We start from the raw sequence: 16,541 nt of genomic DNA, 5'->3' as shown, positions 1-16,541 counted from the left end.
TCTTTTGCATAAAATTGTTTTTGCAAAAGTCTGTAGTTTTTAATTCAATTTGGGAATGGTCAGCTCCGAATCATTACCTAGCTATTAACTACTCCCAATTTTCTAAGAGGTAAATTCGATGTCATTAAAACTAACCTCATGACAACATAAGTTACAAGCCAAGCTTGAATCAGTTCAGAAATTTGTATTACAACCTCCGTATGAAGCGATTGAGTACCAATTCAAAGACGGTTATCTTTTAAAAGAGGGAAAGCCATTTACTGAATATTCAATAACTGAAGGACGTTTCCTAAAAATTGGATCTTGGGGCTTTATAATCTGATTTTCTGAACTGGTTATCATCAAATCAAAAAATCTATAAAAATCAATGTTATAGTAGAGGCTAAAATTTGTATAAGCGAAAGCATAGTTATTTGTATCTCACTAAATCAATATCACTGCACTTGATCGCCAGAAGAACCGTTATCAATTAGCCCTGAAAGAGCGGTTATAAAATCTGAAATTTTCGTCGGATCAATATACTGGTCGTTCATTATGGGTTTTACTGTCCCTCGTAATTGGTCTGCTTCAAACCAAACACCAAAGCCATCTATTTTGGTATAAAATTGCCTTCTATCTCCCACATCATAGCAGGTAACGCCATAAGTTCCTTCCGGTACAATAACTTCGCAGTATTGAACTAACGTTTCCTCTTTAAGCTGTTTGCGAATTTCGTCATATATGAGCTTTGCCGAATCCAGGTTTTGAAAAAAGAATATACCATGCCCATAATGATCTGCCCAAAGGCGGTAAGCAAGAACAGCGATACCCCAAAGATGGCTATGATTGTCAACAATTATATGTTCTATGAAAGCGCCAATACGGTCGTCACTATCAGGATGCCCCCCTCCAGAAAGTTCGGATTTCATAAGTAGTAGAGTACATAGAGCCGCAAGTACTCCAAGTTCAGCCGTGTCTTTATTAATTGTAGTCATGCCATCTTTTATCAATTCGACACTGCGGGCATCAGCCTGTATTTCCATGTCAAGTTCGGTTAGGTCTAAAGCTGCATTGTCAGTAACATGATCGAGCTCGATATGTGCCACTTCATGAGCGATAACGAAATTCATCGCATGCAGATATACGGCATTCACCTTAGTAATCGTGTCATGCATCTCATCCGAATAGTATGCCGGATTAGGTAAACTAATATCCCAAGGATGATAGCCTTTTAATAGACTTTGTGCATATTCCATCAATTTCATGGCAGTTTTCAGTTTCTCCATATCGACACCATCCATAACATCATCATTTTCTTCATCTCTGTTTGCTTGTCGTTTTACGGTCATTTCGGAATGATACACGACAAAACAATAACACATACACCAAAGGTACATCTGAAATCCATCATACAGCAATACCATGCCGACTCCCGCCGCTGGTCCCTTCGTCGCAGGGTATTCACTGTCACTAAATTGAATATTACTGGGATCCAACTTGCCTTCCGCAGCTGCTTTACGGAGCACCGCAATAAAGGAAGGACTTAGTCTAGAAAGTTCCTGGTAAACATTACCGCGCAATACGCGAATCGGATTTTCATTAAGGTTGTCTGGATCGGAAAAGAAATTTTTCATTTTATTTTTTAAATATTGGCTTTAAAAAATCTACGACAGCAATTCAAAACTTATTCATGATGGACATATAACTCATTCCAATCACATATTGGCCATACTTCCCTGAAAGACTGTTTCTAGAACATGCCCTCGCTACGTCCTTACAAAATTGTAATGAGAGAAACATTACGTTGGGCCAAATTTTATCAATTGCATTGATGACTTTAACGTAACACAATTTATTCGAGTTATTGAAATTTTATTTAATCTAAAAAAGGAGACGCTGTAACTTGCAAATACAACAAAAATAAATTATATGAAATATCTTATAGTTGTTGATTTCCAATCCTAACCATTGAGCATCTATTGAAGATATATATGCATGCAATTTCTTTATAATCAACACAAATTGGTTCGAAAACCTACCGTTACTGGGCACGCTATAGGGTTGTAAGTCTTTGATTTACAACCCTTTTTTATTTCTTTGGGTGTCAAAAAATCACGCATTTTATCGCTTCTTCCCACTATTCTTGACACTCAAAAGACACTCGCAATGACACTCAGTTTTGCAAGCATCTTATCTGCTCTCCGCAGATGCACCGGGAAAAAGTTACAATCAAAGCATGTCGTAAAGACCCCATGCACAAACTTCATCCCTATTATTATTTTTGGCAGTTACAGAAACGCCGAAATGTCACATCTGACATGTGTTACAGAAGACTTTTTAAAAAAAATCTTTTGTTCGCCTTTTCACAGATTCTACCAGCAACAAATGAAAGTGTTAGCAAATGATCTTTCTTTATTTGGCATGGCACATCTGTTGCTCATCTTCTTCAATAACCTCAAAACAGCTAACCTATGAATATTGGAGAAAAACTTAACAAGAAGGGAGACAAAATCTTTTATTTCTATGATTATGGTAGAAAGCGCGGGCAGCGACCATCAACAGGAATTTTTACCTACGTTAATCCCAAAACTCAGGAACAGAAGAATTTCAATAAAGAAGCATTAAAGATTCTTGAAACCAAGAAAGCGCAACGAACAATCGAGGAACAATCTATTGGAACTCCAATTATTCCGGCACATAAGTTTAAGACTAACTTTCTTGAATACTACGAAGAATATGTGAAACTGAACAAAAGGAAAGGAAACAGGCACCTGAATAATTCATTCACTCATTTTAAGGCATTTATCGGACAGGATTTTATTTCTCCCGTCGATATTACCGAGAATTTATGCAAGCGCTACCGGCGATACCTGCTTGATCATTTTACAGGGTATACTCCTGCAAACTATTATGCCCGATTTAAATGGGTGCTAAAAGCGGCAAACAAAGACAAATATTTTACTATTAATCCTACAGAGGAGATTGCAGCTGAAAGTAACCCGTGTACGAACCTGAAAGAAAATCTTGAAGTGGATGAATATATTGCTTTATTGAATACCCCTTGTTTTAATCAACAAGTGAAACTGGCCTTCTTGTTTTGTTGTTATACTGGTTTACGATGGGTAGATGTAAATAGAATGGAATGGCAGGATATTCAGAACCGTAAACTAATTACAAGAATTATTCAGAAAAAGACGGGCAGACCGGTGGTACTTACACTTCATCCAGTGGCTTTAGCAATACTGAACCAAGTTAGAGGGTTAACATTTGGTGGCTCTGAACTTACAGGAAATATATTCGACCTACCTACAGCAGACGGAGGTAACAAAGTTCTTCAGCAATGGGTAAAAGATGCAGGGATCAACAAATATATAACATGGTCTTGCGCCCGGCTTAGTTTTTCAATTCTACTAAAAGATCAGAATGTTGATGATCCAACAATTGCCTATTTATTAGGGCATACAACCACAGAACAGGTACAGAAAACATACAAGAGGCACAGACCCAAAGACGAGGTAGAGGCAATTAGTCATTTGCCATCGCATAAATCTGCGTTACTTATATAGAATGAAAAAATTGGGCTATTCCGGATGGAATAGCCCAATTTCATTTTTATGCAGCCTTCGGGCGGCTCCTTCTATCGGATGCTATCATAATTACTTTCTCACCAGCAAGCATTTTATCAATATCGTCTTTCTTATAATACCCGCTGTTATTCTTGTACACGCCAGATTCTTCGCATTTCTTGGCAAACTGTGTTCTGCCAAGATTAGTATAAATGAGTGCTTCTTCTGGCTTCAGGAAGGGCTTGAAGCATATGGCCACTGCCTTCATAATAATAAGCTCATCAGGTTTTATCATACAATTAGTGTTTAGCTTGCTAATGTATGGCAAGTGGGAAAACCACTTTACAATACATGCGCTGTTTTGCCAACAATGTAAAACAATATTGCTTATTGGTAGATAATTGCTGATGGCCAGGTAAGGCTGTAAGCAGTAGTGTGGAAAAGGGGCGTAATAAATACTTCCTTACATCGGCATTAATGAATAATGAAATCACATTGGCGGAGGGCCGATCTTTGAGTATATAATAGTTATTTGTGCAACTGTATAATAGTAGCCCTGCCGTGGGCCAATCTCAACTTCAAATGGCTTTAACCATGTTTTAATAATAGCCCGGCTGACCCCATACAAATCGGCGAGTTCCTTGATTGTGTGCGCAGTTACTTTGTAGCTGTTAGGCATGTGGTTACGTTGAACATTGTTCATCTTCATAGTTTAGAATATGATTAGGAATGGTATAGAAAAGGTGCATCGTCAGCAACGGTTGACGATCAGATAAGGTTTACATAACGGACATAACTAAAGGATGCGTCAATGAACGCGCAGGCGAGATACAGTCAAAATTTAGGGGGCGAGGTCAGACTACTTTTTAAAATAGTCTGCAATAGCTATAATAGTATTTTCGGCTTCACTTCGGGAAAGGGAAGCATACCCTATTCGTAACGCATTTGGTGATATGCTTTCATATGCGACAAGGTTTGTGGGTGGTAGCCAAATGTTTTGTTCTGACAAACGTTTACGCAGATTTTCGATATTACTTTTTTTGTCAAAAGTTAGCCAGAAAGAAAGACCGCCGTCAGGTAAATTATAAGAAACATAAGGACGCAGATATTTTTCGATGTATGATGCCATGTTATTACGCTTCTTTTCGTAAGCTCGCTGGCTGGAACGGGCAGCGCGTCCTATTACGTCAGTGCGCATCATATCTGCAACAGTTAGCTCCAGCACTGCATCAGCCCTCTGATAAATACTGTAAAATAATAGGCTTAGTGATTTGATAAAGGCTGCTGGGCCAGCAACACAGCAGATTAGATTTAATGGTGCCATCATCCGGCTAAGATTACCGATGTAGATAACGTTACCTTCAATGTTTTTCGTTGCAAGTGGTAAGGTTATAGTAGGACTATAGTAAAATTCATGGTCATTATCTGTTTCTATAATGGCAAACCCATATTGTTCTGATAGCTTTAGAAGGTGATCCCGTCGTGGTTTTGACAATGTTACCGTAGTTGGGTACTGACAGCCGGGCGTAACATACACAGCCTTGATTTTCTTATTCTGCAACTCTCGTTCCAGTATATCAGTCCGAATGCCCTCATTATCCACAATGATCGGAAACAACTCAGCACCAGCCCGCTGAAAGGTCTGCCAGCATATTGCTGCGCCGGGTTCTTCCACTACGACAATATCTCCTTTCTGTAGCAGGACTTGTGCTACCATGTATAAAGCCATTCGACTACTAATAATTAAGCAAAGGTTGCGATCATCCATATTTAGGCTTCTGCGGCTTTGCAACCACCGGCATGTTTCTGATGTAAGTTGCTTGAAACTATTACCGCTATTGTATTCTGCCTTCTTTTGGCGGGTAGTGCGGAAAGCCATTTGCTTATAGGTCGCAACAAATCTACCGCTGGGGGCCAACTTTGGATCAGGATACCCATCATCAACTTTTATGCGCCAATGCCCTGGCGGCACTTCTGTATTTATTATATCCCCTGTAAAATTATTAAAGGGAAAGGAACAGCCTTTAGGATGTTCAATTTTTTTAGGCAGAGAATTCTTATTAAGCATTGCTTCAGCAACAAATGTCCCTTTTCGTTTAACGCTTTTAAGTATCCCTTTACTCCCAAGTTCCGCATACACCAAGGCAATTGTATTGCGGCTTACCCCCAGGTAGGCTGCCAACTCCCGATAGCCCGGTAACAGCATACCAGCTCTTAGTCTGCCATTCTCGATTTCACGCGTTATACCTTCTTCGATTTGATTGCCAAGGTTCTTTTTTCTGTCTAAGTCAAAATATAGGATGTTTTTCCACTGTCTTAGTGTCATGGTTAAACTCGGGCTTCATGTTAACAAAATAAAAGGTTATGGTACTTTCTACGTAGTTGTATTCTTTCGTTAAGACAGGGGGGAAACGCTCCAGGTGATAGGGGAAAGTTATGTCCCTGATTCCGGCTTTAGATTAACTGACCTGCTGATAGTCCTGTTTTGAATATTCTCATCGAAAGAATATGATTTTCAGATACAAAGCGCTGGCCCAAGTTGGAAAATGTGGAACTGGCCCAGCCATGTAAGGTATTTTCAGTGGAAAGTGGTATAACAAAAAAGGAGTGCCGGTTTGTTGGCACTCCCTCGCTACAGTATAGCGATCAGAGAAAATTTTAAGTATTAAGTTTCCGGTCTTGATAGAGCAGCATGTGGATTAATGCACCAGCACCAGCTTGCCGACGTTTTGGCTCCTGTTAGGTACAATGTAGCGATAAATATAAATGCCGGAGGATAAATCCTGTAGGTTTACATATTGGGTACCTGCCGCCTGTGGCAATAGTATACTTCTTACTACCCTACCTGTTAGGTCTGCCAGTTCCAGTATCCCTGTCTTACTGTAGCGGATGGTAATCTCAGAACGTGCAGGATTAGGATAAATACTAAATACTACGGGTTCCGGCTGCACTTCTGTAATACCTACCGGACAAGGATTGCCCGGCAGTGGGCCTAAACGGTAATTTGGCATACAAGGTGGGGCATCTACCCCGCCACCTATTACTGATGGAGTGAAATGGAATTTTGGGAACCGTAAACATTTGGGACAAAAGGAGCATCCAATGCCTTTAATATCTGGATTGTTAATCACGCTCATTTCCGATCCCAAGCCGTTCCAGTTACTGATATAAAGTCTGTTATCCGGGCCGAGATACATAGAAGAATACATCTCAAAAGCGTTAAGTACAGTATCCGTATCCGCGACTTTTACCCATGAGGATTGAGGATTTGAGGCCAGTAAATCTATCTGCTGTATGTTACTCCAGCCGTTAACGTATATAAATCTTCCACTGGGAGAAAATGCCAATCCTTGCGTTTGGTCATTCTGCGTCGTATCCGGCGCGTATTTTTGTGTCGGTACATCATATACCTGAGGGTTAGAAAGAGTACCTGTACACCTGTCAAAATCGGCAACAAATATTTTATATGCTCCCCGACATGTTGTCGCGTATTTAGTCCCATCCTGGCTGAATATAGATTGCCCACTCTGATCCCACTTAGAAAAGTGAGGATCGGGAAAACCCTGTATATATGGCCCATACATGCTATCCTGCGCAAACAGAAATTTATAAATCATATTGGTATCGCTGGCCTGTTTCAGCAACCACCAGCTTTTCCCATCCGCGTGTTTACACGCCATCATCTGCGTTTTACTCAATGTAACATTCTGCAACATCGGCACCATTCGGCGCGTCACTTTACCCGCTCCATTATTGGCATGCATGTCAATAGTATTATAGTACATTACATCAAACAACGCTCTACCAGAGTTCGGATTATTCCAATAGGTATTTATCTCATGGTCACTGGCAGTTGGTGTAATAAAATAATATTTCCCATTGTCCATTGGTAAAAATATTGACGATTGTGAAGCCGGGCTCCAGCCATCTTGCCGGTTGAATATGGCATGCGGCACTAGTGTATCACTGCCATCGATCACACTTACATTTTTATCGTACACTTGATACCCGTCACTACATAAAAGAAGGTTGCCGAATGAGTCACAAATGTTGGAATTTCCATCAGCAAAATAAGGACTGTATAAGGTATCGAGATATTGGTTGACTATACCTGTCGAATTGAATGTTGTTGTAAAAGAAACACCCCCTCCCTGTACCCAAACTTTATTAAAGTTGCTGGCAGATTGGGAGATAACCGTGCTGCTGTACAGCAGCACGGTTATAATAAATGAAAGATTAAAGATTCGCATAGGACGAAACGGATTAACGGGCAATGACTAATTTACCACTTTCCATTAACTTTCCCGCTACTATATACCTGTAAAAATAAACCCCTGGCGTATAGCCCGCTACGTTAAATGTGACCTTACTATTTGCGCCGTTGAGTCCAACGGTCTGCATCAGCTGTCCCAAAGTATTGACCAGCTCCAGCTTCCCGCCCTGTAAATATTTAGCAGTAACCTCAAAAGAGCCAACATTCTAAATCGTCTCTGTTGGCTCCTTATTTCCTTAGTTCTTATCTATTATGTCTTTCTTCTGCCCAGGCTCTCCCTGTCTTACCTGATTTATACCCGTCCTTGGCCTTTGCTCTCACTATTGATATTGATTACTTGTTTTTTGTTTGTCTATATCTATGAGAAAGAGAAGATCAGGCAATCCATAGAAAAGGATGAGATGATTAAGGAACAGGCGATTGCTTTGCAGCAGGCAGATGCGAAAATAGACCACCTGCTCAAATTGATCCACGATTTGCGTTCACCACTGTCAGCAATTTTGAACGCGCTGCCACTACTGGAGAGAAGCCAAAATATTATTTCTTGGTTGAAAGGTATCCGATCAAGTTGTACTTACCTAATAAGTCTTATCAGCAATATAACAACAGCTGCCAAGATAGACGCTGGCCAAACGGATATATTGCATTATGAGCCGTTGTTGTTGCGTTGTTGGATAGAGAACGCATTGGACATGATGACATCCTCTGCAAAGGCAAAAGAAGTGACATTAGAATTGGAGATTGACCAGCAACTCCCTGACTATATTAATACCGATCGAATCGCCATAACCCGCATACTGACTAATTTATTAGACAATGCTATTTCTTTTAGTCCCATAAGGAGAACCGTAAAAGTTAGCTGTCAGAAGGAAGAACAGTCATTATCGCTGCGTATAGTTAATGAAGGACTTACTGATTTGCCACGGGATTTATTTGAGCCATATGTATCCCAAAAGGAGGGAGGAACAGGTTTGGGATTGGCGATCGTAAGAAACTTGGTACAGAAAATGAATGGTGAAGTAAGTGCTTATAAAACAGCTGGTGGCGACTGTACCACTTTCTTGGTAAACCTGCCATTGGAATCCAATGAAACGCTGATACAATGCGAACCGGCAACAGAAGAACCGGTTACAAGGCACATGGGCAATAATGGACTGAATATACTCATCTTTGAAGACGATCTATTTCTGCGATCTGTAATTACAGAACATTTGCTTCAACATCCTGCTATTAAAAAAGTAACTACAACAGGAAGCGGGCAGCAAGGGCTACGTCATGCAACCCTTACGCCTCCGGACGTAATAATTATTGATGACAAGCTCATAGACATGGATGGTCTTACAGTTGTCAAACAATTTCAACTTAATAACCGGCTGGCAAATATCCCGATAATTATTGCAAGCGGTGGTCTAAATGACCAAGACCAAATTAGGTATTTGGAATCAGGTATACAGGAGTACCTGCAAAAGCCATACAATATGGATATACTGATCAATACTATTCAGCGGATAACTTCAATAATATAAGGTCAGATGATTTCAAAGCATCATTTTTATGGCCCAATACCCAAATTGCTTTTGGTTAGCATCAGAGAAAAGCCATCTGCTGATGAATCACAATAATCTTTGAATAAACAATGGCCAACGGCTCAATTAAATTAAGAATGAAACTTGCTTGCGCAACCAGCGTTTCCATTTAATACAATCAGCTTACCCATGTATTCAGGTAGATGGATAAGTGTCTATATAAACTTTACTGTCTTCTTTCCTGCTTTCTTAACAGTATAGCATTCATAAAGTAAAGCAACTTTTCAAAAACCTACTTTACAATGAAGCAAATGAATAGTGAAATTTTCGCATTCTCCCTCGATCTGGGAGCAAAATATCCTGATGCCATTGAGTACATGGCCCAAAATCTGAACATAGATACAATTGAAAAGGATATAAAGGAATTACTCGATTATGTATTTTATCACGAATCAGCGCCGCTGGAAAGCACAAGGAAAGATGAAATTCTTTTTACCATGATATGCCTGCTGAATGTTTCTAAACAGATTATCGCAACAAAGGGGATTTTTTGTTTTGATGATGAGGCTGAAATGGAAAAATCAGCAGATGATCAGTTAGACACAAATGTAGAAGGAAATATTCTTCAACAGGTACATACTTTACTTGTCTGCTGTTCTTTGTATTTTAGAAAGAACTTAATAGAGAGGTGTAAATGGACTATTCCCGTCTATTATAGAAAGATGATCTCTTTCACAAATGAGAACAGAATGATGATCCAGCTATTAACTGAAGATGAAAAAGGGCCTATCATTTATGGATTGGATACTATTGCAAATTGCCTGAAAGGGTTCTCTGATGAGTTAAAAAAGAATAACAACATACATCATTAATATGAAACTAACACCAGAGAAAAATGCCCTTTATATTATACAAACAAGGCTAAGTGAGATTCCTATTGCTTTCAGGAGTCTGGTCTGTAAGGATAATGATTGGAGCATTCCAACTTTTTACAGGAAATTCAGATTTTACAAGGGTAAAGAAATCTTGATGATAAGATTAAGTCCATCCGAAACTAAAAGTATAATAAGTCAAGCACTGGTTACTTTTAACGATTTAGGAGAATTTTTAAAAGAATCCAGCTCCACGGTAGGTATAGACTTCATGGAAGAAACTAAATTGCTTTGGGACGCAAACAAAATTATTAAGAAGAAATAGATTGAAATAAGTAGTGCCCCAATATTTTAAACTCAATAATCGGGATCGGGATAATAGTTATTCTAAAACATATCCGCAAATTATAAAAGCAAGGGTTTATGCACCCTTAGCGTATGCAGCTTCAAAATGTAATAAAGTGTACAACAACGACGATTGTCCCCAAAGCCGCCCTCTTCGTAATCGTCATAAGAGGTAACAAATTGCCCTATAACTTTGAATTCAGTCAAAGTAATCACTTATTAAACAAGGAAGAGGCCCATTTTGGCCTCTTCCTTGTTTATCCACTTTAATTGAATTTTATCAATAAAAGTGAAAATTATTGATATGGGCAAAGCCATTTTACATTTTCCAATTGTCAGATATCCCCTTTTGACCGATAGTCTTTTTTTTTGTATTTTAGTCAAATGGTTGTAAATCAACCACGTCATGAAAACTATATAATTCCTTAACCATGAACGAAAGAACCAAGGGGGCATGGATAATACATCATGCAAACAAACTAAAGCAAATTGAGGATCATGATTTTGATGATATCGATATTGCAGGAAAAGCAGGTAGGTTATTATCTGGCTTAGTGGCTTCTAATGAAGAAAGTACATTAAGTAGCGAGAAAGTAAATGTGATTGCTAAGGGCGCTGGGGTTGGTAAGGCCGAACTTCCTACAATTCTAAATCACTTACACTCCCAGCATCTCATAGATCAATCATCTACGGGAGAAATAGTTGCTTTAGGTGTAACAACTTCTTCTGTATTGTCACATACTACAAACATCTTTGACAATTTAAACCCAAATGAGACCCAAATGGCGGCGTTGTCTCTCGCGGAAATAATTTCTTCGGAACCCCAACAAGAGAGTTGGGCACGAGAATATGTTTCAGACAGTCATAGCCTCACAAAACAGCAAGTCAGTGACCTGTTTCAACAGGCTGAAGAAATAGGTTTTATCGACAGCGAATTAGTAGATGATAAAAAATTATTATTCAATGGCAATCTGTTCAAAACTAACAGTCTTCAAAAAGCGAGAAAGGTCTTGGATTCACTTACTCCAAAAGAACGGAATGACATTGCCAATATTGATACTGAAATTTCCAAATCGGGAGTTATACCATTTGATACAGCAGTAAGAATTGCCGGTCAAACGCTGCTTGAGAAACTCCAGAGCATAGGAATGTATGAGTTTAATAAGGTAAGTAACAACGTTGAAACAAAACTATTTGTTACAAAACCAGAATCCTTCTCTAAGTATGGAAATCCTTTTGAGGATGATGCTTTAGACTTAGCGAAGGCATTTGTCGCTTCATTATCATATGGAATGAATTATAGTAGTAGTTCCAGAGGACGTATTGACCTGCTTGAACTGTTACTAAGGGCGTTAGTTAACGGTCGGACTGTTGGACCTGTTCGTGCAATTGGACATGATTACAAGTATCTTGAAATTAAAAGGGTCGTACAGATAATTCCAGAGATTAATGGAAAGTATTCTATGAGATTGCTGAAAAAAGAAGTGGGTGAATTAGCCTTACAAGTGATGCAACAAGGGAGTGCTACAGAAAGTGTACTATTCAATTCTTCAAGTGATGTGTCCATCTATGATGGACCAGAAAAAAATAGAAGAAGAACAAGGAAAAAAAGGCAGATAATGCAAAGCGATGCCGAAGTAGCAAACATTTTAAGAACACTTAGAACTACCTGACAATGGAATCGAAGACAGATGACTTATTTAAAGGCGAACAAATGGAAGAGCTATTAAGGTTATACTTCCTTGATTTGGGTTATTACGTTATTAGGGGAAGCAAATTGCGATTTCATGAAGTTGAAGTTACGGATGTTGACCTTTGGTTATATCATAGGTCAAATCCAATCAGCAGAGAAAGAATCAATGTTGATATTAAAAATAAGGTCAGGCCTATGGCTATTGAAAGAATTATTGTTGCGAAAGGTATAATGGATATTTTGGGCTTTGATAGGTGTATAGTTGCAACTTCAGACAAAAGGGATGAGGTTATAGAATTTGGGGAAAAACGTGGAGTGACTGTGCTAAATGGAAATTTTCTAAACAAGATTAAGTCATTAACATCTCAAAGGCTCTCTGAGGAAAAATTAAATTCACTTTTAAAAGATGAGTTTACAAAATTCACAACAAACTGGTATCTGAAAAATGAATCTGCCAAAAGTGGAATTTTAGAAAATTTGGATTTTGTAGGTGCAAACAGCCTGCTGATTGATATAAAGGAGATTTTAATACAATTTCATTCTACACCTTTAAAGAGAGAAGGATTAACGCGATTATTATACTTGTTCGTCTCCTATATTCTTATAACGGTTGATTTCATTTTAAAAGACATGGCTTTTATTGAAGCCAGTGCAAAAAATAAACACCTGGAAGACGGCTTTCGTTACGGTATTACAGGGAAAACTAAAATAAAAATTAGGATAGAACAAATGGCTACTGCTTCCAATCGTAGTCCCCAGTCTATAATTGGTGCAGTCGAAACACTTCCTGTAGATATTTTGAGAGATTTTTTCGGGAAGAATGATAATGCAAAAAACTTATTTAAACTTGCTAAAGAGTTTGAGAATTATGCGTATTTAAATTCTTTAACTAAGCCGCTTGATTTACCTCCTGAGCTTAAAGGAGTTATTGGTCTTCTATGTGATTTTTCCGGGATTGATCGAAAAATGATTTTTGGTTAGCAATTACGTCTTTTGATACACACATTTTAAATAAATTACACATAAAAACTGATATACATATGTGGTTTGATATCTTGTTTCAAAGTCAACTGGTCAGTTCCCCGGCTGTATGTTTATCAGGATTAAATTTAAACATTTATGCAAACTATCAATTACAGACATATTGCTACCCAGATTGGTGATGCTCTGAAGTACTCTACTTCTGTTAATGAAATAGATCGAATAGGGCAAGCAATTCTTCAAGTAAATAAAGAAAGTTTTCCTAATACCTCAATTAGCTCTGTTCGAGCAAGAACGCTATACGATTGGGTACTTTCTCTCGCCAAAACGCCAATGGATAACACAGAGCGAACCAAAAGGCTTATCGGATTTTGTTTAGAGTTAACCCCAAAGGAGAATCATGCAGGCACAATAGAGTTTTTAGAAAAGAATGGTTGTCCTTATAGCCTATTATATAAAGATGGCCTTGATGAGTTTCTAAGAAGGAACTTTCATTCTGAAGTTGTAAGACATTCTCAGAAACTCTTTATCCAAGGCAATTTTTTTCACGCAGTATTTGAAAGTGCAAAGGCATTCAATAAAGATGTAAAGATAAAATCACAAAATGAAAAAGACGGTCAACCTCTAATGCTTAACGTTTGGGGCTGTGATAGTGGCGTGTTAAAGATTACGTCTTGTCAGACACAAACTGACAAAGATTTCCAAGACGGCATTAAATTTCTTTCAGGTGGGCTTATGAGTGCGATCAGAAACCCTACTGCCCACGAACCTGCAATATCATGGCCTATTGACAAGCAGGACTGTCTCGATATACTTAGTCTAATATCCTTTTTATACAGGCAGCTTGACAAGGCAGTTTATTTTAAATAATGAATACTATTCAATCTTCCTCCGAACGCTCACTGCAATATTTTGTAATAAAATGCGAAATCTTGCTTAGGCCAGTGTTGGCTCCCCTGTTTTATATCTAATAAACTGGTAATAAAAATGATAAAGAAACAGAGATATGTAATCAGTTCTACTCATGTGGACAGTCAAGGACAACGAATGGCAAAGTCTGCACTTGAAAGTGCTTTGCCGCAATTAAATGGAAAAAGGAAAGTAAGATTAGGCTTAGAACATATCAGAATTTTCCCACCTTTCGGCGTTATGATGAATGCTGAGATTTTTCAAGGGGAAGACGAACATTTCTATTTAGCTGCTGATAGTGTATTTTTTGACAAACAAGAAATTTTCAAGTTAGATGACGGAACTAAACTAATGAAAGAATGCTTCAGTGAAGGTGCTCACCCTTTCATAGAGTGCGATGAAGATGAAGTGGATAAATTAAAAATTTCGACAGACCCCGCAAACTTTGAAAGCGTCCGGGAAATTTCAGAGATAAATAGAATTGTAGCTGAACAATCCGGTATAGAATTTACGCCATCAGTCTTTGGGAGAAAATCGGCGTTACCTGATCCTGAAACAATAATCACAATAACGAAATCGTTAGCGATTGCCCTGGGAATTATTAAGTCAAAAATACCTGAAAAGATTGGCGAAGCGATTGGGGATGATTTAGCCAAATTCTATAAATGTATTTCAACCTTAGCTATTGAAACAATCAAAAGGGTGAAACCAGCCAATAGACCTAAGAACTTCGTTATAGAATATCCAAATACAGAATGTATCATCGAGCTTGTGATAACAACGCATAAAGCAGATAGAGTATTAAACGCACTTGCAATAGACAAATTGGCAATAATCGAAAAAAAAACAGAGCAACTTAAAAATCTCAATCCGGAGAAAATTCAGTTTGTATACAACGATGATGACAATTGGGAATTTAATTATTTACTTTCAAGAGATGGTGCTTCTATTGGAACCATCAAGGCATTTAATAAAAGGAATATGCTCTATAATCAAATATTGAAGGCTCAAAATGATCGAGAAGAAATGCAGTAGCTTTGATTCTATCAGATGTTCAAACAGAATTCATTCAAAAATTATTGCAACATAGCGTGCGCAAGATTGTTCCATTTGCTTAAATCAGACATGGTTTTATTCTTGCCAAGCATTTTTGCTAAGCCGTCATAGGTTTTATCGTCTGGATAAATCATCCGTCTATAATTCGCTCCAATGCCTGAAAATGATATTGGAAACATGGAATGCCAAGATATTCCTGAATTGGGAAATTTATAAAACCATCCTCCATTTCGGGGAAAGAGTTTATTAAAGCAATCAAAGGCATTGGGAATTTCGTCTACAGGAATTCCGGTCTTTTTAGAGAGCACTTCATATTCCTTAGCTTCAATATCTGTCAAAATAAATCCCCCAAATACGTAGGTGAAAAATTGCCAAAATCGCGGGTACAAATAGAAATACTTGTCTTTAATTATTTCATTTAGACCTTCCTTAATAGTCTTAGGCAAAACTAAATAATTAAGCCTATCGATTAAGTCATTTTGATTATAATCACCCTTTAACTTGTCAATTAGGTGTTCTATTGCACATTTCAATATAGTTACACGAGCTAAATGTTCTACATAAAGAGATATTTGTAGAATATTGTTCTCAGCTTTATAAAACGTATTAGCATAGCATTTCACTGAAAGATTAGTTACATTTTCATCAAAGTCTCCACCATTGAGCTCATTACATATTTTTGCAGTAATATTCTTATATTTTATAAATATTTTAAAAAGCTTATTTATTCGATCAATGGGGTCACGAGAAAAGAATGAGCCACTATTTATTTTAAAAAAATAGTCATCTAAAGCAACATCACTTTTCCGAGATAATCTTTTCTTCAGGGTTTTAATTGTTTTAAGCTGCTTTCTTTCTAATAAAAATGCAAATCTTATCGTTTGAATCTCGGCTTCTTCCGGCTCAATTTGCAAGAATTGTTTTAAGGTTTCTTTGGTTTTACTTAAATTAGAATTGTCTACTAAGTTTATATCAAGCTCACGGGCTTTCTCGCGAAAATAGTCAAAATGCTCTCTTGACTTTTGAACTATGAAACAACCACTCTGAAAGTTTAAGTATGTTAGCCAGCCCCTAATTTTAAAAATGTCAGAAAACCCCCAATCTCCACCTTTAATCTCAATCAAATTATTTTCTGCACTACTCGGTTGGAAATCTGTAGTCAAGATATCCAGTTCTAACAATTCTTCTACTTCTCGATGAATTATACTACGTTCAACATAAAGACCGCCAGCTTGCATAAATGCGCACAAATAGTCTTCATAATCTTTTTCTTTAGGGATTTTTGGAAGTTCTATTGCTGTCGATTTCTCCATTTTTAAACGTGGTTTTTATAGTTTTTTT

At 37.9% G+C, this 16,541-nt stretch carries 14 protein-coding genes and 1 pseudogene; 8 read left to right on the top strand and 7 right to left on the bottom strand.

Going from position 1 to position 16,541, the window contains the following annotated elements:
• Positions 1-434: 434 nt before the first annotated feature.
• Positions 435-1,613 carry a phage exclusion protein Lit family protein gene (locus tag DXN04_RS06020; protein ID WP_116852375.1) on the bottom strand — a complete coding sequence of 393 codons (1,179 nt, stop codon included), beginning with the start codon at positions 1,611-1,613 and terminating at the stop codon, positions 435-437.
• Positions 1,614-2,450: 837 nt separating this feature from the next.
• Here DXN04_RS06020 and DXN04_RS06010 point away from each other — a divergent pair.
• Positions 2,451-3,545 carry a site-specific integrase gene (locus DXN04_RS06010; protein WP_116852373.1) on the top strand — a complete coding sequence of 365 codons (1,095 nt, stop codon included), beginning with the start codon at positions 2,451-2,453 and terminating at the stop codon, positions 3,543-3,545.
• Between the two features lie 46 nt (positions 3,546-3,591).
• Here the strand turns inward: DXN04_RS06010 and DXN04_RS06005 are convergent, their stop codons facing one another.
• The 5 genes and pseudogenes from DXN04_RS06005 to DXN04_RS35740 all read right to left on the bottom strand — a co-directional run.
• The gene (locus DXN04_RS06005; protein WP_116852372.1) at positions 3,592-3,840 is read right to left on the bottom strand and encodes a hypothetical protein; all 249 of its coding nucleotides are present in this window, start codon (positions 3,838-3,840) and stop codon (positions 3,592-3,594) included.
• Positions 3,841-4,035: 195 nt separating this feature from the next.
• Positions 4,036-4,224: a MerR family transcriptional regulator gene (locus DXN04_RS35745; protein WP_394337835.1), complete on the bottom strand. Its 189-nt coding sequence runs from the start codon at positions 4,222-4,224 to the stop codon at positions 4,036-4,038.
• Between the two features lie 180 nt (positions 4,225-4,404).
• Positions 4,405-5,871: an aminotransferase-like domain-containing protein gene (locus tag DXN04_RS05995; RefSeq protein ID WP_116852370.1), complete on the bottom strand. Its 1,467-nt coding sequence runs from the start codon at positions 5,869-5,871 to the stop codon at positions 4,405-4,407.
• 373 nt (positions 5,872-6,244) lie between these two features.
• Positions 6,245-7,795, bottom strand: coding sequence for a T9SS type A sorting domain-containing protein (locus tag DXN04_RS05990; protein WP_116852369.1), 1,551 nt, complete (start codon positions 7,793-7,795; stop codon positions 6,245-6,247).
• Between the two features lie 13 nt (positions 7,796-7,808).
• Positions 7,809-7,997: pseudogene (locus tag DXN04_RS35740) on the bottom strand (T9SS type A sorting domain-containing protein); the annotation flags it as partial.
• Between the two features lie 222 nt (positions 7,998-8,219).
• Between DXN04_RS35740 and DXN04_RS05980 the strand changes: the two are divergent.
• The 7 genes from DXN04_RS05980 to DXN04_RS05945 all read left to right on the top strand — a co-directional run bounded on the left by DXN04_RS05980 (position 8,220) and on the right by DXN04_RS05945 (position 15,179).
• On the top strand, positions 8,220-9,344 hold the full coding sequence (locus DXN04_RS05980) for a hybrid sensor histidine kinase/response regulator (RefSeq protein ID WP_147319849.1): 1,125 nt from the start codon (positions 8,220-8,222) through the stop codon (positions 9,342-9,344).
• Positions 9,345-9,646: 302 nt separating this feature from the next.
• Complete coding sequence (locus DXN04_RS05975) at positions 9,647-10,216, top strand: hypothetical protein (protein ID WP_116852366.1); 570 nt, start codon at positions 9,647-9,649, stop codon at positions 10,214-10,216.
• 1 nt (position 10,217) lies between these two features.
• Positions 10,218-10,541 (top strand): hypothetical protein, encoded by a 324-nt coding sequence (locus DXN04_RS05970; protein WP_116852365.1) that lies wholly within the window; start codon positions 10,218-10,220, stop codon positions 10,539-10,541.
• A gap of 451 nt (positions 10,542-10,992) precedes the next feature.
• Positions 10,993-12,234: a hypothetical protein gene (locus DXN04_RS05960; RefSeq protein WP_116852363.1), complete on the top strand. Its 1,242-nt coding sequence runs from the start codon at positions 10,993-10,995 to the stop codon at positions 12,232-12,234.
• Positions 12,235-12,236: 2 nt separating this feature from the next.
• Complete coding sequence (locus tag DXN04_RS05955) at positions 12,237-13,235, top strand: hypothetical protein (RefSeq protein WP_116852362.1); 999 nt, start codon at positions 12,237-12,239, stop codon at positions 13,233-13,235.
• Between the two features lie 138 nt (positions 13,236-13,373).
• Positions 13,374-14,105, top strand: coding sequence for a TIGR02391 family protein (locus tag DXN04_RS05950; protein WP_199414988.1), 732 nt, complete (start codon positions 13,374-13,376; stop codon positions 14,103-14,105).
• 117 nt (positions 14,106-14,222) lie between these two features.
• The gene (locus DXN04_RS05945; protein ID WP_116852361.1) at positions 14,223-15,179 is read left to right on the top strand and encodes a hypothetical protein; all 957 of its coding nucleotides are present in this window, start codon (positions 14,223-14,225) and stop codon (positions 15,177-15,179) included.
• A 41-nt stretch (positions 15,180-15,220) separates the two neighbouring features.
• Here the strand turns inward: DXN04_RS05945 and DXN04_RS05940 are convergent, their stop codons facing one another.
• Positions 15,221-16,513 (bottom strand): hypothetical protein, encoded by a 1,293-nt coding sequence (locus tag DXN04_RS05940; protein ID WP_116852360.1) that lies wholly within the window; start codon positions 16,511-16,513, stop codon positions 15,221-15,223.
• Positions 16,514-16,541 lie beyond the last annotated feature (28 nt).

The organism is Chitinophaga silvisoli (assembly GCF_003412465.1).
Taxonomy (GTDB): domain Bacteria; phylum Bacteroidota; class Bacteroidia; order Chitinophagales; family Chitinophagaceae; genus Chitinophaga; species Chitinophaga silvisoli.
This window is presented reverse-complemented; position numbering and strand designations above follow the sequence as displayed.

Excerpts from the sequence above, each read along its gene's own strand:
- DXN04_RS06020 (WP_116852375.1), bottom strand. The coding sequence starts at position 1,613 with ATGAAAAATTTCTTTTCCGATCCAGACAACCTTAATGAAAATCCGATT.
- DXN04_RS06010 (WP_116852373.1), top strand. The coding sequence starts at position 2,451 with ATGAATATTGGAGAAAAACTTAACAAGAAGGGAGACAAAATCTTTTAT.
- DXN04_RS06005 (WP_116852372.1), bottom strand. The coding sequence starts at position 3,840 with ATGATAAAACCTGATGAGCTTATTATTATGAAGGCAGTGGCCATATGC.
- DXN04_RS35745 (WP_394337835.1), bottom strand. The coding sequence starts at position 4,224 with ATGCCTAACAGCTACAAAGTAACTGCGCACACAATCAAGGAACTCGCC.
- DXN04_RS05995 (WP_116852370.1), bottom strand. The coding sequence starts at position 5,871 with ATGACACTAAGACAGTGGAAAAACATCCTATATTTTGACTTAGACAGA.
- DXN04_RS05990 (WP_116852369.1), bottom strand. The coding sequence starts at position 7,795 with ATGCGAATCTTTAATCTTTCATTTATTATAACCGTGCTGCTGTACAGC.
- DXN04_RS05980 (WP_147319849.1), top strand. The coding sequence starts at position 8,220 with ATGATTAAGGAACAGGCGATTGCTTTGCAGCAGGCAGATGCGAAAATA.
- DXN04_RS05975 (WP_116852366.1), top strand. The coding sequence starts at position 9,647 with ATGAAGCAAATGAATAGTGAAATTTTCGCATTCTCCCTCGATCTGGGA.
- DXN04_RS05970 (WP_116852365.1), top strand. The coding sequence starts at position 10,218 with ATGAAACTAACACCAGAGAAAAATGCCCTTTATATTATACAAACAAGG.
- DXN04_RS05960 (WP_116852363.1), top strand. The coding sequence starts at position 10,993 with ATGAACGAAAGAACCAAGGGGGCATGGATAATACATCATGCAAACAAA.
- DXN04_RS05955 (WP_116852362.1), top strand. The coding sequence starts at position 12,237 with ATGGAATCGAAGACAGATGACTTATTTAAAGGCGAACAAATGGAAGAG.
- DXN04_RS05950 (WP_199414988.1), top strand. The coding sequence starts at position 13,374 with ATGCAAACTATCAATTACAGACATATTGCTACCCAGATTGGTGATGCT.
- DXN04_RS05945 (WP_116852361.1), top strand. The coding sequence starts at position 14,223 with ATGATAAAGAAACAGAGATATGTAATCAGTTCTACTCATGTGGACAGT.
- DXN04_RS05940 (WP_116852360.1), bottom strand. The coding sequence starts at position 16,513 with ATGGAGAAATCGACAGCAATAGAACTTCCAAAAATCCCTAAAGAAAAA.